The following is a 21,027-nucleotide window of genomic DNA, read 5'->3' on the forward strand; positions in this document are numbered from 1 at the left end:
TTCTGACCCCCATTCAATATTTGCCTATTAAAAATGTATTCATCCTTTTAGACAAATATGAGGGCTTGTTTCAGAAGAGTAAACTTAGAACCAGAGCATATATTATACTATACGAAGGTATATTAGGGTTGATTTAAGTAATGGAAAATGTGACGATTGTAATTCTCAGTTTCTCATATATTAAAGTACTTTTTGAAATAAAACCGTCCGGTGCTTGTAATGCTGACAGCTCTTGTATAAGGGATATGAGTGATCCACTGTTTTTCAAAAAAATGAGTAGCTAGTGCACTTCCTAAGCTGCCTGCCAGGTGATGCTGCCTTTCACTCCAGTCTAAACAACATCTGGAAAATGAACGTCGTTTTTTTCTTATTGAGGGCAAGTCTAATCCTAAATCGCCAAAAAATTGTTCTCCCTTTTCCGTTACTTCAAACTGCCCCTGTTCTTTGCTTAAAATTCCCGAATGAACCATCGACTCCGTTAAGCGAACTCCCAAATTTCCGGCTATATGGTCATAACAAGTTCTTGCTTTACGTAACGCTCTTGTTTGCGAATCTTGTTTTAATGACTTTATTTCTGCAGGCGGTGAAATAACAAGGAAAGACTCTAACATTTGTGCGACCTCTTGATTAGCTAATTGATAGTAATGAAACCGGCCATGTTTCTCCATTTTTATCAAATGGATTTTGCTTAGCTTTGCCAAATGAAAACTGGCTGTTTGCGGCTTTACTTTTGCAATGGAGGCTAATTCACTCGCTGTATGAAATCGCCCGTCCAATAGACACGTTAATATTTCTGCCCTTGATGGATCAGCCAGAAGCGAGGCCATTTCAGTAATATTAGGGTTTCCATTCATCATTTCCACTCCTTTTGTAATCCATATTTCGATGATACTGGAAATGTTTCGGTATTACAATGAAGACATAACAAAACAAATCAGGATCTTGGATTGAAAATACCAAAAGGAGAGACACATGAATGAAAAATAATCGAACAGTAAAATATGAAAAATTCCGGCAGCTTCATAGCCGATCTAAAACTTTTGTCCTTCCAAATGCTTGGGACGCCGGAAGTGCAGCAATTTATCAACAAAGCGGTTTTGAAGCGATCGGAACGACGAGTGCAGGAATGGCTGTCTCATTAGGGTATCCTGACGGAGAAAATCTTCCTTTTGATAAATTGCTGGAAGCATTAAGGTCTATTGTAAATGCTGTGGATGTTCCAATCAGTGCGGATATCGAAGCGGGTTATGGGAAGTCAGTACAGGAAGTGAGAGAAAATGTAAGGCAGATTATTTCTACGGGAGTTGTAGGTATTAATCTTGAAGATGGGACAGGAAACCCTGATGCCCCCATTTATGATCTTTCATTGCAGTGTGAAAAAATAGCAGCTATCAAAGAGCTTTGTGATTCGCTGAAAATGCCCTTATTCGTCAATGCCCGTACAGACCTTTTTTGGCTTAATATAGGGAATCCCGAAGAGCGTTTGATAATAGCCATAAATCGTTGTAAGGCTTACCAAGAGGCAGGAGCAGACTCCATCTTTGTTCCCGGTCTAAAAAACACAGACGCTATTAACATTCTCAGACAGGAAATATCAATCCCAATCAATTTATTAATTGATGCAGAAACTCCTTCTCTGCAGATGCTTTCTGAAATTGGAATTGAGAGGGTAAGCACTGGTTCGGCACCTTTTCGAGCGACAGTTACATTCTTAAAAAGAGTAAGTGAAGATATCATAAAACGAGGTGATTTTCAGCAAATAGCGGATGGGGTAATTTCATATCATGAGTTGGCCAAATAGTTGGAACGCCAATTGTTCATTAAAAAAGAGGTTTTTTGCCTCTTTTCATTTTTTCTCTTTACATACGGTAGGGGGGTATAGTAAGATTAATTCAAGAAGACGATGCAAAGCAGGTAATAATCCATTTTGTTTATCGTACGGTTAAAAGGTATGAAATAATAATCAGCCAAGGAGGCAAAAAATAATGGAAAATGTAAAATTACAGGTAAAAGGAATGTCTTGCAGTCATTGTGTAAATGCCATTGAAGGGAATGTTAGTCAATTAGAAGGTGTTCATTCAGTAAATGTTCATTTAAATGATGGAAGCGTAGACGTATCGTTTGATTCAAAAAACATTTCTTTACGGGAAATTACCGATGTTATTGAAGACCAAGGCTATGAAGTAGGCTAAGTTCAAAGTTTCTAAGGGGTATGCTGTACGATTACTATACCCTGATACGGTATGTGGTTATGAGGAGTGAGCGGTGTGAGTGATAAAAAAGAAACTACCCTTCAGATTGCTGGAATGACGTGTGCGGCTTGTGCCGTGCGAATTGAAAAAGGCTTAAAAAAAGTTGATGGGGTAGATGATGCTAATGTGAACTTTGCGTTGGAAAAATCCAAAGTAACATTCGACCCATCCAAAGCCAACGTAAACAAACTGAAAGAAAAAGTAGAATCTCTAGGGTATAAAGTAGTTACGGAAAAAGCGGAATTTGATATTACCGGAATGACCTGTGCAGCGTGTGCGAACAGGATTGAAAAACGTTTAAATAGATTAGACGGCGTCCAAAACGCCACTGTCAATTTTGCTTTAGAGACTGCACAAGTCGAATATAGCCCGGAAGAAGTGTCGGCTTCAGATATGAAAGAGGCGATCAAAAAGCTGGGCTACCAGTTAGAACAAAAGCAAGAAGATACAGGAGAAAAAGTTGACCACAGACAAAAAGAGATAGAGAAGCAAACAGGCAAGTTCATTTTCTCCCTGCTGCTTTCCATTCCTTTACTTTGGGCGATGGTTAGTCACTTTGAATTCACTTCGTTTATTTGGCTGCCGGAAATGTTCTCGAATCCTTGGGTGCAGCTGGCACTTGCAACTCCGGTTCAATTTGTGGTTGGCGGCCAGTTTTACGTTGGAGCCTATAAAGCATTGCGAAATAAAAGTGCGAATATGGATGTTTTAGTCGCGCTCGGAACGTCAGCTGCTTATTTCTACAGCCTTTATTTAAGCATTCAATCGATCGGATCAGGTGCCCATATGGTGGAATTATATTTTGAAACGAGTGCAGTTTTGCTTACTCTGATCATTTTAGGCAAATTATTTGAAGCAAAAGCAAAAGGACGTTCATCAGAAGCAATAAAAAAACTGATGGGACTTCAGGCAAAAACGGCTACTGTTCTAAGAGACGGCCAAGAATTAAATGTACCGATCGAAGAAGTAAAAGCTCTAGACATTGTTTACGTAAAGCCAGGAGAAAAGGTGCCTGTTGACGGAGAGATCATCGAAGGCAGGTCTGCCCTGGATGAGTCAATGATTACTGGGGAAAGTATTCCTGTTGATAAAACGACAGGAGATGTTGTAATTGGATCCACAATCAATAAAAACGGATTTTTGAAGGTGAAGGCGACTAAAGTTGGAAAGGACACAGCTTTGGCGCAAATTATTAAAGTAGTGGAAGAAGCTCAAGGATCGAAAGCGCCTATTCAACGTTTGGCTGACGTTATCTCTGGAATATTTGTCCCGATTGTTATTGGAATCGCGGTTGTTACGTTCCTTGTGTGGTATTTATTCGTCAGTCCGGGAGAGTTCGCAGCAGCCCTTGAAAAATTAATTGCTGTGTTAGTTATCGCCTGTCCTTGTGCATTAGGGTTGGCCACTCCTACGTCCATCATGGCCGGATCCGGGCGGGCAGCTGAGTACGGAATATTGTTTAAAGGCGGCGAACACCTTGAAACGACTCATCGTTTGGATACAGTGATTTTAGATAAAACCGGAACGGTCACCAATGGTAAACCGACGCTTACTGACGTGATTGTGTCAAATGGGATGGATAAAGCTGAATTTTTAAGGTTGGTCGGTACTTCCGAAAAGAATTCCGAGCATCCTCTTGCTGAAGCCATCGTCCAAGGGGTTAAAGACAGAGGAATCAAACTCGGCGATTCGGAGCATTTTGAAGCTATTCCGGGCTTTGGAATCCATACAATTGTTGAGACGAAAACCATATTGATCGGAACACGCCGGCTTATGGAGAATAACGAAATTGATATTCAAGAGATCATACCGAAAGTGGAAGAGTTAGAAAAGCAAGGTAAGACGGCAATGTTCGTCGCAATTGACAATCAATTTGCCGGAGTTATCGCTGTTGCGGACACAATAAAAGAAACGTCTAAAAAAGCGATTCAGAGATTACAAGAAATGGGGCTCGAAGTGGTTATGATCACGGGAGATAACAAAGCCACAGCCCAAGCCATTGCTAGTGAAGTCGGCATTGAACATGTAATAGCCGAAGTTCTGCCGGAGGGGAAAGCAGAAGAAGTCAAAAAGCTTCAAAACGCTGGGAAAAAAGTAGCGATGGTTGGAGATGGAATCAACGATGCACCGGCACTGGCAACAGCTGACATCGGTATGGCAATCGGGACCGGGACGGATGTTGCAATGGAGGCTGCTGATATCACATTGATTCGCGGTGATTTAAATAGCATAGCTGATGCAATCTTTATGAGTAAAATGACCATTCGTAACATTAAGCAAAATCTGTTTTGGGCGTTTGGCTATAATACGTTAGGTGTTCCTATTGCGGCGCTTGGCTTCCTTGCTCCGTGGCTTGCGGGAGCAGCTATGGCATTTAGTTCCGTGTCCGTTGTTTTAAATGCACTGCGCCTGCAGCGAATGAAGTTAAGAGGGTAGAGGGGGTTATGTCATGAAGCACAAAAATGTTTGGATATGGTTTGTTTCAGCATTTGTTTACCTTGGCTTAGTCATTAGCGGGTATACCGTATACGCAAGCATGAATCAAACGAACCCGCAAGCTGCTGGCCACTCTGACTCAATGAATATGGAATCCGAAGAAAGCAGCGGTCACGATGAACATGACGAGGAGAGTGGCAGCGAACATTCAGATCATGGAGCTGATACGAAAAGTGAAGTCGCAACAGATGTAAAATATAATGAAGGTTTGCTCACGATTGATGTAAAGGATCATAAGAATAACCCGGTTGAACTAGAAGTATCGCACGAAAAAATTATGCATCTTATTCTAGTAAGTGCAGATTTAAAAGAGTATCACCATTTGCATCCTGAAGAACAAGGGAATGGCAGGTATACTTTGAAAATTAACCTTTCCGAAAACAACTATAAAGTGTTCGTAGATATAAAACCAAAAGACCTTGCCTATCACGTTCGTCCGAGTGAGCTGCACGTTGGTGGAGATCATGCGGGACACGGTGAGAATTCTCTTCAAGCAGATACAAATTTCACAAAGACGATAAATGGGAAGACAGTTGAATTAACAACAACAGAGTTAGCTGCGAACAAAAATGTCACGTTAACCTTTGATACGAAAGGTGTTACGCCGCAGCCTTATTTAGGAGCTTTAGGCCACGTCGTTATCCTAGATGAAAGAGGCGGGGAGTTTATCCATGTCCATCCGGCTTCTAACGACCAGACCGTTTTTAAAACGAAGTTCGACAAACCGGGAATCTATAAATTATGGGGAGAATTTAATTTCGATGGAAAGGTGAATGCCTACCCATTTGTTATCGAAGTGAAATAAGCAGCGGAGGCGTAGTGATTGCCTCCGCTGTTTTTAATAGATAAATGATAGATTGGGAAGATTATTAATAATAGCTTAATAATCATTTACTATAATCAATATGAGAAAGGTTTATTAAGACGAAAAAGGAGTGATCTGATTGCTCAGGTGCAAAGAAGAAAACGTCTTTTTTGAACGTCTTTTTCAGCATAAAAAGATTGCAGCCGTAAAACATCCGAAAAGTATTGAAAAGGCAGTTATGCTAAAAGACCAAATCAGTGCCGTTTTTTTGCTGACTGGTAATATTATGTCGGTTAAAAAGTATGTGGATTTGTTAAAGAACGAAGGAATTCCTGTCTTTGTTCATATTGAAAAAATTGGCGGTATAAGCATGGATAACGAAGGGCTCGACTTTGTTGCCAATTACGTACGGCCGCTAGGGATTGTCTCAACGAAACCGAATTTGATCGCAAAGGCGAGAAAGAGAAAGTTGATGACCATTCAACGTATATTTATGATCGATACGGAAGTATACGATCACGTGCTACATATAGTTGAACAGCATCAACCTGATTTAATTGAAATCATGCCATCCCGCCTGCCGCAAGTCATCCGCGAACTGAGTCAGAAGGTCCATGTCCCGTTGATTACGGGAGGCTTGCTCTCAGAAAAAGCCCATGCCGTCGAAGCGCTTGAAAATGGAGCTGTTGGTGTATCAACCTCCAATATAGACGTTTGGAAAGCAGACCTTTCGATGAAAGAAGATGTTCAAAAAGTCACTAGTTAGGTCGTCCCATTTCTTTACTTTTTAATAATACTTCCTTAACATTCAATCGTTAAGATAAGAATTGAAAAGTGCATAGAAAATAATAGGTCCTAAATAAGAGAGACCCCAAATGTAATCGGTATACCCGATTCTTTTGGGGTCTTTTTATTTTTTGGAGGTGAGTCCATCTGACTATAGGTTCACTATTAAAAGCCGTTTAAGTAGAAAATAAAAAAATGGAGGAATAAAAATGAAAAAGTTAGCTTTTATTTTTATGTTATTCACGATGGTTCTTTTGGCTGCATGCCAGTCCGGCGGTACTTCAAATGAGAGCAAAGCCAATGCAGATTCAGGAAGCGAAGAAAACGGAGGAAAGATTGAAATCAACTATTGGTATGCTTGGGGAGATAAAATCGGAGAAAACAATGAAAATCTAGCAAAAATGTTTAATGAATCCCAGGACAAATATCATGTAAATGCAGAATTTCAAGGGACATATGACGATCTTCATGCAAAAACACAGGCCGCATTTGCTGCAGGAAATGCACCAGAGGTCACATTAAATGAAATCGCATCAATCGGTGTATTTGCTAAATCAGGAATGACAGAAAATTTAACTCCTTTCGTTGAGAAGGATGATATCAAAATGGATGATTTTAATCCGGGACTCATGGGGAATTCATACGTAGATGGCAAGCTGTATGGACTTCCGTATCTACGCAGTACACCGATTCTTTATATGAACACGACATTGCTGAAAGAAGCGGGATTGGATCCGGCTGGGCCTAAAGATTGGAAAGAATTTGAAGAGTATGCGAGAAAGCTGACAAAGAAAGGTGAGCGTGTAGGGATCAGTTTGCCGGCTGATATTTGGTTCTTTGAAGCATTCGTAGCACAAAGCGGAGGAAAAATGCTTTCAAAGGATGAAAAAACAGCTGAATTCAATGGAGATGCTGGGGTAAAAGCACTTGAATTTTGGAAAAAACTCGCGAAAGAAGGCGTAAGTAAAGTTCCTACAGGTGAAAAAGCAGGAGATTTAGCGAAGCAGGATTTCGCAAATGGAAAAGCAGCCATGATCTTTTCTTCCACAGCTGACCTTTCGTATCAGCTGTCCGTATCGAAAGAGAAAGGCTTTGAAATTAACACTTCTTTTATGCCTGCAAGTGATTCTTATGCTGTCCCAACAGGAGGAGCTAATCTTGTGATGACGGCTGGATTGGATAAAGAAAAGCAAGAAGCAGCTTGGGAATTCATCAAATTTATGACGGCGAAAGAACAAACCATTTATGCAAGTAAATATACAGGCTATTTGCCAAGCCGCCTGTCAGCTATCGATTCTGAAGAAATGAAGACATTGTATAAGGAAAAACCTCAGTTCAAAGTGGCTGTTGACCAACTGCAATATGGGCATGCGCGGCCGATGGCAGAAGCATATCCAGAGGTTGTAAAGGTCGTTGTGGATGAGATGAACAGATCTATCCTTAAAGATGATGTACAGCCTAAGGATGCACTGGATGCGGCGGCTGAAAAAGCCAATCAATTACTTAAATAACTCAGGTCTAAAGTTTCAAAAAGGAGAAAAGCGTGTCCCTCTAGCGCTTTTCTCTTCCATTATAAGATTAAAGGAGCAGCGAGATGGATTGGCTTAAAGATATTAAAGCAGTGATTTTTGATTTGGACGGTACGTTATATCAGGACTATACATTTTTAGGTCGGTATATTAAACATTTGTTTGAAGGAACTTTATCTGAAGCCGAAATCGAAATAAAGGTGAAAGAAGCCTACGCCATACTTGAAGGGCATCATCCTGTACGACTTGGATATTTTTATAATCGTGAAAACGAAAAGGTATATGCTCATAAAGACCTGCGGCTTACAAAAGCATTTCACTGGAATGGAATAGAAGAAGAGAATTTGATCGCTTTAGACGAATGCTTGTTTTATATAGGTGATCCTTGGGGTATTGCCAAGCTTTACATTGATCGATATGGCTTGGATGAACAAACGGCAAGAAATGCTTTTGAGCGCGTCAGACAAGAGATGCTATGCAAGCCGAATGAAATCTACCGCCACCACCCTTTATTTGATAGCATTTCAAAATTGAATGTGCAGAAGAAACTCTTTTTAACAAACACACCTGAGCCTTCAGGTCCTGAATTTGTTAAACACTTGCAAATCGGGGAGTTGTTTGACACTTACGTTTACGATGCTTGCAAACCGGACGGCATAAATGAATCTCTTGAACAGTTGCTAAAGGATGGGTACCTGGCTCACGAAATTTTGTCGATCGGCGATAATCCATGGAATGACCTGTATCCTGTGAAGAAAAGGGGAGGTCGGACGTGTCTGATTTCGAAATACGTTCATGCTGACCCGACAATATGGGACGTGACTGTTGAAACGATCGAAGAACTGGCGGACTTTTTACAAAACCATGCGGCGGAAATTCAACCTGCCATAAAAGGGCAGTAAATCCTGAATAAAAAGGAGATGGTAATGTGGCTGAGATCAGGCTGAAAAATGTATCAAAAACATACAAGGATGAAGAAGTTGTTAAAGATCTTAATTTAACGATTCGCGACGGATCTTTCACTGTCCTCGTCGGACCATCAGGCAGCGGTAAGTCAACGACGCTTCGAATGATTGCAGGACTTGAACAGCAATCAGGCGGGGAAATCTGGATTGGAGATAGATGTGTCAATGATGTAGCACCAGGAAAACGAAATATTGCGATGGTATTTCAAAATTATGCCTTATACCCAACGATGACAGTCAGGGGGAATATTGAGTTTGGTCTCGTCAATAAGAAAGTTCCTAAAAAAGAACGGGAGCAGCTAATCAACGAAATCTCAGAGATTGTCGGTTTGACAGAATACCTTGATAAAAAACCGCAAAATCTGTCGGGTGGACAACGGCAACGTGTGGCATTAGCCCGCGCAATGGTAAAAAAACCGGAAGTCTTTATTTTGGACGAGCCATTATCAAATCTTGATGCAAAATTACGCATCCAAATGAGAACGGAGCTAATCCAGCTGCACAAGAGATTGGGAACGACCTTTGTATATGTCACCCACGATCAAGTGGAAGCCATGTCTATGGGCGATGAAATCGTCATTTTAAATAAAGGTGAAATCCAGCAAATGGACACGCCGATGAATGTCTATCACGATCCGAACAACAGGTTTACAGCTGAATTTATTGGAACACCAGCTATGAATACGTTTGACTATGAACAGGTGAAAGATTATTTTTCAAATTTGAATGGAGATGTTGCATTTCTTGGGTTTCGTCCTGAGCATGCCTCATTATCCTTAACGAATAATACGGATCATTCCGATTGCCTGGTGCTGCACAGTGACATTATCACGATGGAAACACTGGGATCCGAAACGATTTATACCGTAAAAAACGATATTGGAAAAATGCATATAAAGAGCTTTATCGCTCCTTTTGAAAATGTGAAAAAAATCATTGTGTCGGTTCCACACGAAAAAATTTATGCTTTTGATAAGGAAGGGAAACGGAACCGTTCTGTTGCCATGGGGCAGTTGAATTCAGCTCTGTTAGGGGGAGTATAAATGAGGTGGAGCAGCATACGTCCTTATGCGATGATTTCTCCGGCCATTCTCGTCTTCTGCTTGTTTTTTATTTATCCTATTTGCTACATGGTTTACTTAAGCCTGGTCGACTGGAATTTTGTCAGTCCGGTGAAAAATTTTGTCGGTTTTGATAATTTTCAAGCCCTCTTATCTGAACAACAATTTATCGAAGTGATGAGAAATACAATGACCTACACGTTCCTCACTGTTTCACTTACGATAATCATTTCTCTTGTACTTGCAGTCTGGCTTAATAAACAGGGGGCAGTGTATGGTTTTGTTCAAGGAGCCATCTTCAGTCCCCATATCATCTCGCTTGTTTCTATTTCCATGCTTTGGATGTGGCTGATGGACACAGATTACGGGTTGTTAAACTGGTTTTTGAATTTGTTCGGCATTTCAAATGTACCTTGGCTGAGTGATCCTGGAACATCGCTTCTATCACTTGTAATTGTCGCGGTTTGGAAGGGTATTGGCTATAACACGCTGATTTTTATTGCTGGGCTTCAGAGTATTCCGCGAGATATTTATGAAGCAGCTGCACTTGATGATACTAGTAAAATGCGCACTTTTATTAAGCTAACATTGCCAATGCTGTCACCAACGTTGTTTTTTATTACCATTATTAACCTGATTAGCTCGTTTCAAGTATTTGAGACGATAGCGATCATGACTCAAGGCGGGCCGATCAATTCAACCAATACGTTTGTTTATTACATCTATGAATTTGGTTTCCGTTTCTTTAAGATTGGATATGCTTCCGCTGCAGGCGTGATTCTGCTGATTATTATTAGTATATTAACGCTGATGTATTTCAGAATCCTGTCGCGTCGTGTGCACTACCGTTAATGAAAGGAAGAAACTAATGAAACGATCATTATTAGGAAGACTCATCAATGGTATTGGCCTGTTTCTTGTCGTTTGCATTTTTGCTTTGCCCTTTGTCTGGATGATCTCCACCTCTTTTAAAACATTGGGTGAGACGATGACATTTCCGCCGCAATGGCTGCCTAACCAATTGCTTTGGGAAAACTTCTCTAAGGCATGGAACTCTGGACCGTTTTTTACCTATTTTATCAACAGTCTAATCGTTTCGATCAGCATCCTGGTTTTGCAATTTCTTACGATTATTCCGGCTGCTTATGCGTTTGCGAGATATCAATTCAAAGGACGAGGCTTTTTCTTTTCGTTAACGATGATTACGTTAATGATTCCGGCACAGCTCATTTTTCTGCCGGTTTATTTGCAAATGAGTTCATGGGGGCTGCTTAATACGCTTTGGGCGCTTATCCTTCCGTTTGCTTCAAGTGCTTTTGGAATTTTCCTTCTGCGCCAAGCGTTTAAACAAGTACCGGAAGAATTGCTGGAAGCAGCGCGTTTGGATGAGGCCAGTGAATGGAGAATAATTTATAAAATTATGATTCCAATTGCTAAGCCAGTGCTAATCACGTTCGGACTTTTTAGCTTTATTACCCATTGGAATGACTATTTTTGGCCGCTTGTTATGACAACTAACGATACAGCCAGGACTCTTCCACTGGGGATTTCCAAGCTGCGGGAAGTTGACGGGGGTGTGGCCTGGAATATCCTGATGGCAGGAAATATGATTCTAGTTATTCCAATATTAATTGTGTTTTTCTTTGCCCAACGCCAGATTATCCGTGCTTTTGTTTATACCGGTGTAAAATAAAGATCTGTTAAATTAGGTAAGGAGTACTTATAAAGGCTGAGGCTTTGAAGTCACTGCTTTCTCAGTCTCCTTACCTTATATTTTTGCGTTAACTTTGTAAAGAATCATTCACCTTCCCAAGCTGTGGAGGGTTTTTTTACGTGAAAACCTAGTTGTTTTCTATAACAACGGTAGAAAGAATAAAATAAAAATGACCGTTTGGTGCTGCTAACACCAAACAGTCATACAATAATTTATTTAGTTTTTTCTGCCATTAGGATTTCTTAGATTATGAAGTATGATCGACGACCGGCAGCAAAGAAATCCGGCACTCGCGATCTGCCTCTTCTCCTCTGGCAGCAGGTGAATGTGTAAAATGGTTGATATGGTTGTAAATGATTGGTGCGTTGTCGATTATATCTTGATCCGTAATATCAAGAGAAGAAATAACAATTTCGTCCTTTTCAATTTCAATGAGTCGAAACGCATGTTGGTCTAAAACGGCAGATGTTTGGACAAATGTCCAATTCTTTTGATTGACAATGGAGTCACAATGGGTATGCCCGTTTAAATACACTCCCACACCTTCTTTTTGATCCAGTATTCTCCACATATCGATACTAGGATGAATCGATCCCTTTTCCTTATCGGAATTTTTCGTCGTATTGTATATAGGATGGTGGGCAAACACAAGAAGCGGTTTTGAACCTGAATCCTTTACGACGTTTTCAAACCACTGTAATTGCTCGTCGTCAATATGGCCTCCCCAATCTTCAAAATCCATTTCTTTCGCCGTGTCTAAGAAAGCAAAAACAGCTTCGTCTGTTACGATTGAATGATAACGAGGTTGACCCGTAATTGTAAGGACTTCTTCTCTAGTTTGGGCATATAAGTCATGATTGCCTAGAGCGTGGTAAAAATTACGTTCTTTTCGTCTTAATAGCTTGTAAATTTCCTGTAATTCCGTCGCATGGCCGAAGTTTGTTAAATCTCCGATTGATACGTGAAGATCTGCATCAATTTCTAAAAACCTATCGATAAACATTTGATAAAAAGCCGCGCGGGCATTAAGTACATCAGAAACTGAATCTTCAATTTCCGGATAATGCAAATCACCCATTAATACAACCTTCATACGACATTCTCCTTTCATACCTTTGCATTGAATGGCTAGGCTCATCCCATCTCTCTATTTTAATATGTTTATATTACGTGGATGCTAGGTGTGTATTAATAGATTGTAAAAATCCATTTTTGTTTATAAAGCAAAAAGGATAGCGTTTTGCTTTTGCTATCCTTCCGAAGGCAAACTCCTTCTCCTATATGTGGGAGCGGGTTTAGTATTGATACGTTTGAGGTCTGCTGGTTTGCTAGTTTAAAAGGGAAAGGTACGATAATCATTTTGAACGGATATCCATTTGGTCACTGTAAACTCTTCTGCTATCCATTCATTTCCAAAACGGCCAGTTCCGCTCGCTTTATTTCCTCCAAAGGGAATTAAAGGGCTGTCATTAACGGTTTGGTCATTAATATGTGTCATACCGCTTTCGACTTGCAGCCCAAGTTCTCTTCCTTTGTCTAAATCAGTGGTAAAGATGGCAGAGCTTAAGCCATATTCAGTATCATTTGCCAGTTCAATTGCATGCTCATCTGAGTTTGCTTTAATGATCGTGGATATTGGTGCGAACAGTTCTGTTTGAGCAAGCTTGCTTTTGTTATCTACATCTATAAATATATATGGAGTTAAAACATTGCCTATTTGTTTGCCTTCAAGTGCCAGTTTTACTCCATCTTGTTTTGCATCTTCAATAAGCGTAAGTGCTTTCTCTATTTGACGTTCATTGATCAACGGCCCAATAACCGTTTTTGGATCTTTTGGATCGCCATACGTTATCTGTTTCACTCTTTCTACATATTTTTCAACGAATTCGTCATAGTTATCTTTATGGATAATCAATCGATTTATGATCATACATATTTGGCCTTGGTGAATGAACTTGCCGAAGATAGCCGCATCTACTGCACGGTCAACATCGGCATCCGAAAGAACAATAAAGGGACTGTTTCCTCCAAGTTCTAAAGCAAAACGTTTCAGCATTTTTCCTGCTAGTTCCCCGATATGTTTTCCCACTTTCGTCGAGCCAGTAAAGCTAATAAATTCCGAATGCGGACTTGTGAGCATTTCATCACCAATTACTTCAACATCACTTTGAATGACTTGAAGAATACTCTTCGGAAGTTCGGCATATTCAAATGCTCTAGCAATAATCGATCCACCTGTTAAACCAACTTGTATATCGGGTTTATGTACGACAGCATTTCCTAAAGCCAAAGCAGGAGCAATCGTTCTCAACGATAAATTCATTGGGAAGTTGAAAGGAGAAATCGAGGTGATCACACCTAATGGCAGACGGTATACCTCGTTCTTCTTTCCATGAATGGACGATGTCACTTCTCTTCTTTTATACACTTGATCCACTAAGTCACAGGAGGCTTCTAGAATCTCAAGTGTAAGATCAAGCTCTACATTTGCTTTCATCTGGCTGCCGCCTGTTTCACGTGAAATGATATCAACAATTTCTGAGCGATGTTCCAGTAAATAGGCTGCGGCTTTTTCTAAGATTGTCCGCCTTTCTTCAGGCTTCGTTTTTCCCCATTCTTTCTGTGCCTGTTTAGCGGTTTTAAATGCTCGATGAAGTTGATCGACACTCGCTAAACTAAATGAGGTGATCGTCGATCGATCATAAGGATTTTGATCGACAAATGTTCGGTCTGACTGTCCCTCTGTCCATTCTCCATCGATGAAACTCATGTGATACTCTTCGAACTTTTCCACATAACCCCTCCTTCAAACAATCTGGTTTTCTTTGATGTTAACCTATTCATAAGTGGTTATGCTAATCATTCAACTTCATTGCTTTGTTAAATATAATGCTGATATTTTCTCGAAAAAGTCCAATTAGTTATAAAAAAAGCTTGTAGACATGTCTGAAGGCATTGTCTACAAGCTGTAAGGAATAGCGTTTAGCTATCCATCTACATACTTTCTTGCTGCAAATTCGAATCTGCTAATTTCTCCTTGCTCATGAACAGAATAAAGAGATATGCAATCCCAAGAGGAACAAGTGTCCAAAGAATAGTTGTTGTAATCGAGTTTGTTAATACTTCCGTGATTTGATTTAAGACATTCTCCGGGATCTGGGAGCGCAGTTCAGGAGATAATAGCGCCCGGCTGTCCTCACCAAGCCCGTTTTGTTTGATGTCCTCAGGTAATCCGGCAGAAAAATTGTTTTTTTGAATAACTCCAAAGATTGTTATACCGAGTGTCATACCTAATGAACGAAGGAAGTTGCTTGTAGAACTTGCAATTCCTCTTTGCTCCGGCAATGCTTTTTGCAAAGAAGCCATGCCAAGTACAGAAAATGATGGGCCGACTCCTACTCCAATAATCACCATGTAAATGGTTAATAGCCACCCAGGTGTAGAAGGTTCTAACGTCCCTAACAAAATTGTTCCTATTCCCATAACAATTCCGGACAGGATCATAATCTGTTTGTAGCTCATTTTATTAGCGAGAGCTCCGCCAATTGGGGCACCAACACTAGTGCCAACCATCATCGGCAATAACAATAAACCTGAGTTTGTTGCTGTCCCGCCGGTGACTCCTTGAATGTACAAGGGAATATAGATCGTAGATACCATAAAAGCTGCTCCGTAAAACATTCCTGTCAAGGCGCTGCTTGTGTATAGCCGTTCTTTAAATAATTCAAAAGGTAAAATTGGATCTTTGACACTTTTTTCAACCAGCATGAAAATCGCGAAACCAACAGCAGCTACAACCAATAACGAAATAATCTGCCATGAATCCCAATCATATGTGTCTCCACCTAATTCAAGCCCGAACATAAGCGAAACGGTGAAAATGACAAGAAAAATTGCGCCAAGCCAGTCGATATTCTGGCGTACGTGTACTTTTGATTCGTTGTAAAAAACAATAATTAAGAATAAGGCAACCAAACCAATAGGTATGTTAATGTGAAAAATCCAACGCCAATGAATATAATCGGTAATAAAAGAACCTAATAAAGGACCAATGATGCTTGATAACCCGAAGACCGCACCGAATATTCCACTCATTTTTCCGCGCATTTCACGAGGAACGACATCCCAAATAATGGTGAAGGCAATCGGCATTAATGCACTGCCGCCAATTCCTTGAATTGCACGGAATATGCATAATTGAACCATCGATTGCGCAAATCCGCACAAAATAGAACCGACTAAAAATAATAAAATTCCAAACATATAAAATCGTTTTCTGCCATACATATCAGACAGTTTCCCAAAAATCGGCATGCCAGCCATTTCTGCCACTAAGTAAGCAGATGTGACCCATACGTATTTATCCAAGCCACCCAAATCACCGATGATTGCTCCCATACTTGTTGCAACAATTGTATTATCCAATGCCGCTACGAAAATCCCTAAAATGAGTGCGGCCATAACAGGGACCAGCTTTGTTTCTTTTTTCATCGATTACCCTCCCTTTTCATTAACAGTGTTAAATTGACAATTTGTAGTTTAACATCGTTAAATAGAGAAGTAAAGAAATTTTATCTGAAACAGTATACAATGGTTCATTGAGGTGGTTTTCGTGGCGAAGAATAAGATTAATAAAGAAATCATTACAGAAGCGGCACTCAGTATTTTACATGAAAAGGGCCTTGCCAATTTAACGATGAGAAATCTGGCAGCAAATCTGAAGGTAAAGGCACCTGCGCTATATTGGTACATTAAAAGTAAACAAGAAATTCTCCAGCTATTATCAGAATATATTTCTTCGCAAATTGAGTATCCAGAGGAATCGAAGGATTGGGAAGAGGAGATGACTCTCTTGTCATTGGCGAGCAGGCGGGCGATGTTATCGGTACCTGACGGAGCGGAAATCATGATGGATACGCTGCCTGTTTCCAAAAAAAGGTTGCATCTCATTAATAAAGCTTTTGAAATCTTCCATAGAGCGAATTTTCCAGAGGATAAAATATTTTTAAGCGCAATCTTAATAAATAGTTACGTAACTTCATTTGTATTGGACGAACAGAAGCAAAAGAAAATGATAGATGAAATGGGAAAAGAAGAAATCGTGAATCAATTCAAAGGAGCAATTACCGCGATTCCGGAAGATAACATTCCGCATGTATATCGTTATATGCTAACGCCGAAAACAAAATTGAATGATGAAGAAAGCTTTTTAGCTGGTCTGCGAATCATTTTGAAGGGGATAAAGGCTGAGATGGACAGGTAAGTTTAGGGAGGGACTATGATGATCAGAAGGTTGACGAAAAGTGATCACGAGGTTTGTTTTCAGCTTTTGAAAATGCAATCAGCTGAAAACCTATTTATCATCGGTGATATTGAAGCCTACGGGTACGATAAGGACTTCCAAAAGCTATGGGGTGATTTTAACGAAAACGGAGAACTACGCGCCGTTTTGTTAAAATATCAGGAAAACTACATACCATTTGCAAGGGGATCATTCGATGCGAAAGGGTTTGCCGAAATTATAGAGAATGATCCTACGTTTTCGATGATGTCAGGATTAAAAGACATCACAGAAAAAATCGAACCCCACTTGAATAGAAAGCTTAAAAGAAAAAGGCAAACCTACTACGCGAAATGTACCAGATTACAACCAAGCATCAGTAACATTGATGTGTCTCACGTAAAACAAGCCAAGCCCGACGATGCGAAAGCTCTTGTGGAGTTATTAATGAGTATTCCGGAGTTCAGCGAGTCCGTCATTACCGTTAAGAGAAAAAGACGCGGATTAGAAGATGGGGTTTCACGTTCCTTTTTCATCATGGAAGATAATAAAGCTGTTTCAACCGCTTCGACCTCTGCAGAAAATTCTTTCTCCGCCATGGTAACAGGAGTATGTACACTAGAGCCCTATAAGAAAAAAGGCTATGCTACCCAGTGCATGGCAAAGCTCTGCAAACAGCTGTTGGACGAAGAAAAGGAACTATGTTTATTTTATGATAACCCGGAAGCCGGAGCGATTTATAAACGGATTGGCTTCGAAGATATCGGCTTCTGGATGCTGTATACGTATGAACATGTGAAAGCTAAAAATTAAATATTCCTCCCGTGGCGGGGAAATATCATTTAAAGATTCAAAGAAAAATGTTATTAAATTTTTAAACTTATGTTTGCAAGAATTAAAATCTTTTTATAATAAGTTTTATAAGCTTTTAGAAGAAAGATCATCTCATTATTGGAAGGCACTGACACTATTAAAGGGCAATTGTTACTCAATCGACTAACTTATTATATTGTGAATATAACAACATTGAACCGTGGGCTTTGGTTGTAAAACCCTTCTAATTTAGGTTTAGAATAAAGTTTAATCAGAAATATCTTACAAACCAGCATTCTACGGTAAATAAAAAGAATCCATTTTGAAAAAGGATTGATCAAAATGTTCGGCTAGATAAAATGGGCCAGTTGTTTTTTTGTGTCTGATTGATATAGAGCGAGAACTGTGATTTGCATGGAGTCTTCTAAGGGTCTCGGTAGCAAAACGCGGAAAACATACGCTACGCATTCGACATAACAATTCTTTATTTTCGTCAAAAAAGCGTATGTGACAGATTTCTGAACATACGCTTTTTCGTTAATGTAACTTTTATATTTATTTCGCACTTTTTTAATACTTATTTTACGTAAATAACAAATAAAGAGGGTGTCCCAAAAGTAAAAACTTTTGGCCCCCTGTTTTCTGTAATGTTCTTAATTGAATATGATCTGTAAATGTTTCTTCAGAAGATTTATGTTTAGTTCAACGCACTTAAAACCAATATAGCCATCTGGCCGGATGACAAGCATTCCCTCTTTAGAAGCAAATCCGTACTTGCTGTAAATTTGCCCCTTTGAATCACACAAGTAATTTTGTTGAATCGCACAATCTCGTTCTATTCCGATTTGAAACACCTGTATTGGGTATGATTCCACATTTTCTTTGATTTTCTTAAAGGTTTCATAATCTTGTGTAAACACAAAAAGAACATGTTTTGTAGTTGTTAATAAATGGTGTAGACGCTGTCCATTGCCTATAATTTCGTCGGGTACTCTGTCTCCGGGCTGTAACCAATTCCCTTTATTAAACACCTTAGATCCGTATTCTTCGCCATTCACAATCGGACTATGACGATAATGGATACCTGTTTGAGAAAGTGCATCAATGAATTTTTGGTTGATGAATCGAGAAGAGGTAATGACTGGAGCAATCGTCTTTCTAACTTGATTGACTAAGCGACTCTTTTGGAGAAGGATTCTTGTAAAGCGTTCGGTTCCCGATAATAAATTACCCCAGACGGGCTCTCTTTCCGTTGTGTATGTATCCAATAACGTATCCGGGGAATAGTTTTTAAGGACAAGCGCTAACTTCCAGGAAAGATTATAAGCATCCTGAATACCTGTATTCATACCCTGGGCGCCTACTGGAGAATGAATATGAGCAGCATCTCCAGCTAAAAAGACACGTCCCAAGCGCGCTTGCTTCACCATTCTTTGATTTACAAGGAATCGTGAGGTCCATAAAACGCTGCTGACTGATGTGTTAGTTGGCCCGACTGCATGAATCATCTGTTCAATTTCTTCAATACTGACCTCCGAATGTTCTTTGGCACCTATATCAGATGTCATTAGGATTCTATGTTTTCCGTCTTTCATCGGAAAAAATGCAATGAACTTTCCCCTGTCAACAAACGCATAACTCTCGTTATAAGGCAATTTCCATTCCACTTTAAGATCAACCAGGGAAAAGTTTTGTTGAATCGTTACCCCTTCAAAATTTAACCCAAGTTGATGACGGACAGTACTGTGAGCCCCGTCACAGCCTACTATATATTTGGTACGGATGTTCGCGGTCTTTTCTATTCCTTTTTGAACAATCACTGTTGTTCCATTGGCGTCCTGCTCGATTTCTAACAGTTTCGTTTCCCACTCTACATCATAATTTTGTTTCATTAAATAGTTATAAAGAATTTCTTCTGTTTTGTTCTGCGGCAACATCAAAACAAATGGAAAAGGACTATTGCATTGCTTATTAAAATCAAAATAGATGAGTTTATGGTCTTTGTTCATTACATTAAATGCTGGTGTGTCCAGGCCCTTTTCAACCATTTCTTCTGCAATTCCTGTTTTCTCATAAAGCTCCAATGTTCTTGGCATGATACCTAAAGCTTTTGTCGTTTGCGAAGTGGTAATTGCTGAGTCGATAATCTTAAATGATATGTCATGTCTGGCCAATTCATTTGCTAATGTTAGGCCGGTAGGTCCTGCACCCACAATCAATACATCTGTATCAAAGCTATTCATTTGAATTTCCCCTTATCTCAAATGCTTTATATTATGGTCATGTCTACTTGTTTACCTGAAATCAGTTGTATTATGTATAAATCAGCACTTAGAAGATGCTTATGATAAGCAAATAGAGTTTAGTCCTATCCCTTAGCAAGAGGAGTCCGTGTCACTCCACTACGCCCGATTCCATGGCATAAACAGGTGTCCCATATGGCATACCAGGAAAATTCAAGTCTTTCGCACCGTCATGACCAGGTTGACAAGGCTCCGGACTGCCTTCCTAATAATGTTGTGGTCCAAGGTAGTGATGGATTCTTCACCGAATACGCTCACATAACACCAGTTCGCAGGCGCCCAAATCATGCACTTCCTGGATCGACTTTATATTGGATGTGGTATAATCGACCACTTACGATAGGGAACCCAATCAGAACAGGGGACTTACTTGGTTGGGTGGATAATTCTGGGCGCACGGAGGGAGATCCTGTTGTTCATATTGCACGATATACTCCCGGGCCTATTGAAACTTTGTATTCCAGACATTCTCCTTGTGATTGGTATATACATGGTGTCGATTCACCTTTAATGATCCCGCCTGCAACTTGTTTTCCAGGAGGCATTTACCCTCCTATTATCTTACCTGATAGAGTGTAGATAACCCTTGTTATAAGCCTAGAATTTGTTCCGATACTCTTCTTTTTTGGAACTTACATTGGATCGTTGATGACGGTCCTTTTTCATGTAAGTAACTTTGTAGTTTGATACATTGGCGATTTTTGACAAAAGGAAAATTAGCATCGAAATATTTTGATGAAGAAATAATTGCTATGGAAAAAATACAACCATGGACGGAGGAACTGGAATCATGAAAACTACAAGGTTATTATCTACTCAGCTTTCTTTGGCATTCTTCTTTTAAATAATGCTCAAACTGAAAACCGTCCATCCGGTCAATATCCAAAATCCCTGATTTACTTAATCTTTTGTCCAATTGATGTTGCTTAAAAAATCGATATACGGAAGGCACAAAAAGAAGAAGCAGGAAAACCAATATCGTATTGAAATACGAGAAGGTCTTCAGATACGACCATGAGTAA

At 39.8% G+C, this 21,027-nt stretch carries 17 protein-coding genes; 12 read left to right on the top strand and 5 right to left on the bottom strand.

Annotation, left to right across the window (positions count from 1 at the left end):
* Nucleotides 1–173: 173 nt before the first annotated feature.
* Nucleotides 174–854, bottom strand: coding sequence for an ArsR/SmtB family transcription factor (locus AM592_RS19860; protein ID WP_053605376.1), 681 nt, complete (start codon nucleotides 852–854; stop codon nucleotides 174–176).
* Between the two features lie 122 nt (nucleotides 855–976).
* Here AM592_RS19860 and AM592_RS19865 point away from each other — a divergent pair, with 122 nt between their 5' ends.
* The 10 genes from AM592_RS19865 to AM592_RS19910 all read left to right on the top strand — a co-directional run bounded on the left by AM592_RS19865 (nucleotide 977) and on the right by AM592_RS19910 (nucleotide 11,587).
* Nucleotides 977–1,801, top strand: coding sequence for an isocitrate lyase/PEP mutase family protein (locus AM592_RS19865; protein ID WP_053605377.1), 825 nt, complete (start codon nucleotides 977–979; stop codon nucleotides 1,799–1,801).
* 184 nt (nucleotides 1,802–1,985) lie between these two features.
* On the top strand, nucleotides 1,986–2,192 hold the full coding sequence (gene copZ, locus AM592_RS19870) for a copper chaperone CopZ (protein ID WP_053605378.1): 207 nt from the start codon (nucleotides 1,986–1,988) through the stop codon (nucleotides 2,190–2,192).
* Between the two features lie 75 nt (nucleotides 2,193–2,267).
* Nucleotides 2,268–4,688 (top strand): heavy metal translocating P-type ATPase, encoded by a 2,421-nt coding sequence (locus tag AM592_RS19875; RefSeq protein ID WP_053605379.1) that lies wholly within the window; start codon nucleotides 2,268–2,270, stop codon nucleotides 4,686–4,688.
* Nucleotides 4,689–4,701: 13 nt separating this feature from the next.
* Entirely contained in the window at nucleotides 4,702–5,553 is an 852-nt protein-coding gene (locus AM592_RS19880) for a hypothetical protein (RefSeq protein ID WP_053605380.1), read from the top strand.
* A 139-nt stretch (nucleotides 5,554–5,692) separates the two neighbouring features.
* Nucleotides 5,693–6,319 carry a glycerol-3-phosphate responsive antiterminator gene (locus AM592_RS19885; protein ID WP_053605381.1) on the top strand — a complete coding sequence of 209 codons (627 nt, stop codon included), beginning with the start codon at nucleotides 5,693–5,695 and terminating at the stop codon, nucleotides 6,317–6,319.
* 229 nt (nucleotides 6,320–6,548) lie between these two features.
* Nucleotides 6,549–7,850 carry an ABC transporter substrate-binding protein gene (locus AM592_RS19890; protein WP_053605382.1) on the top strand — a complete coding sequence of 434 codons (1,302 nt, stop codon included), beginning with the start codon at nucleotides 6,549–6,551 and terminating at the stop codon, nucleotides 7,848–7,850.
* A gap of 83 nt (nucleotides 7,851–7,933) precedes the next feature.
* Nucleotides 7,934–8,770 (top strand): HAD family hydrolase, encoded by an 837-nt coding sequence (locus AM592_RS19895; protein ID WP_053605383.1) that lies wholly within the window; start codon nucleotides 7,934–7,936, stop codon nucleotides 8,768–8,770.
* Nucleotides 8,771–8,796: 26 nt separating this feature from the next.
* Nucleotides 8,797–9,876 carry an ABC transporter ATP-binding protein gene (locus AM592_RS19900; RefSeq protein WP_053605384.1) on the top strand — a complete coding sequence of 360 codons (1,080 nt, stop codon included), beginning with the start codon at nucleotides 8,797–8,799 and terminating at the stop codon, nucleotides 9,874–9,876.
* Nucleotides 9,877–10,746: a carbohydrate ABC transporter permease gene (locus AM592_RS19905; protein WP_053605385.1), complete on the top strand. Its 870-nt coding sequence runs from the start codon at nucleotides 9,877–9,879 to the stop codon at nucleotides 10,744–10,746.
* Between the two features lie 16 nt (nucleotides 10,747–10,762).
* Nucleotides 10,763–11,587: a carbohydrate ABC transporter permease gene (locus AM592_RS19910; RefSeq protein WP_053605386.1), complete on the top strand. Its 825-nt coding sequence runs from the start codon at nucleotides 10,763–10,765 to the stop codon at nucleotides 11,585–11,587.
* A gap of 268 nt (nucleotides 11,588–11,855) precedes the next feature.
* Here AM592_RS19910 and AM592_RS19915 read toward each other — a convergent pair whose 3' ends face one another.
* The 3 genes from AM592_RS19915 to AM592_RS19925 all read right to left on the bottom strand — a co-directional run bounded on the left by AM592_RS19915 (nucleotide 11,856) and on the right by AM592_RS19925 (nucleotide 16,099).
* Nucleotides 11,856–12,701, bottom strand: a complete 846-nt coding sequence (locus AM592_RS19915) for a metallophosphoesterase family protein (protein WP_053605387.1) — start codon at nucleotides 12,699–12,701, stop codon at nucleotides 11,856–11,858.
* Between the two features lie 240 nt (nucleotides 12,702–12,941).
* Entirely contained in the window at nucleotides 12,942–14,378 is a 1,437-nt protein-coding gene (locus tag AM592_RS19920) for an aldehyde dehydrogenase family protein (RefSeq protein WP_098945339.1), read from the bottom strand.
* A gap of 224 nt (nucleotides 14,379–14,602) precedes the next feature.
* Nucleotides 14,603–16,099 carry an MDR family MFS transporter gene (locus AM592_RS19925; protein ID WP_053605389.1) on the bottom strand — a complete coding sequence of 499 codons (1,497 nt, stop codon included), beginning with the start codon at nucleotides 16,097–16,099 and terminating at the stop codon, nucleotides 14,603–14,605.
* A gap of 121 nt (nucleotides 16,100–16,220) precedes the next feature.
* Here AM592_RS19925 and AM592_RS19930 point away from each other — a divergent pair, with 121 nt between their 5' ends.
* Together AM592_RS19930 and AM592_RS19935 are read left to right on the top strand one after the other, a co-directional pair.
* Nucleotides 16,221–16,871, top strand: coding sequence for a TetR/AcrR family transcriptional regulator C-terminal domain-containing protein (locus tag AM592_RS19930; RefSeq protein ID WP_053605390.1), 651 nt, complete (start codon nucleotides 16,221–16,223; stop codon nucleotides 16,869–16,871).
* Nucleotides 16,872–16,889: 18 nt separating this feature from the next.
* Nucleotides 16,890–17,702: a GNAT family N-acetyltransferase gene (locus tag AM592_RS19935; RefSeq protein ID WP_053605391.1), complete on the top strand. Its 813-nt coding sequence runs from the start codon at nucleotides 16,890–16,892 to the stop codon at nucleotides 17,700–17,702.
* A gap of 653 nt (nucleotides 17,703–18,355) precedes the next feature.
* Here the strand turns inward: AM592_RS19935 and AM592_RS19940 are convergent.
* Nucleotides 18,356–19,945, bottom strand: coding sequence for an FAD-dependent monooxygenase (locus AM592_RS19940; RefSeq protein ID WP_053605392.1), 1,590 nt, complete (start codon nucleotides 19,943–19,945; stop codon nucleotides 18,356–18,358).
* Between the last annotated feature and the right edge of the window lie 1,082 nt (nucleotides 19,946–21,027).

This window comes from Bacillus gobiensis, from assembly GCF_001278705.1.
Taxonomy (GTDB): domain Bacteria; phylum Bacillota; class Bacilli; order Bacillales; family Bacillaceae; genus Bacillus; species Bacillus gobiensis.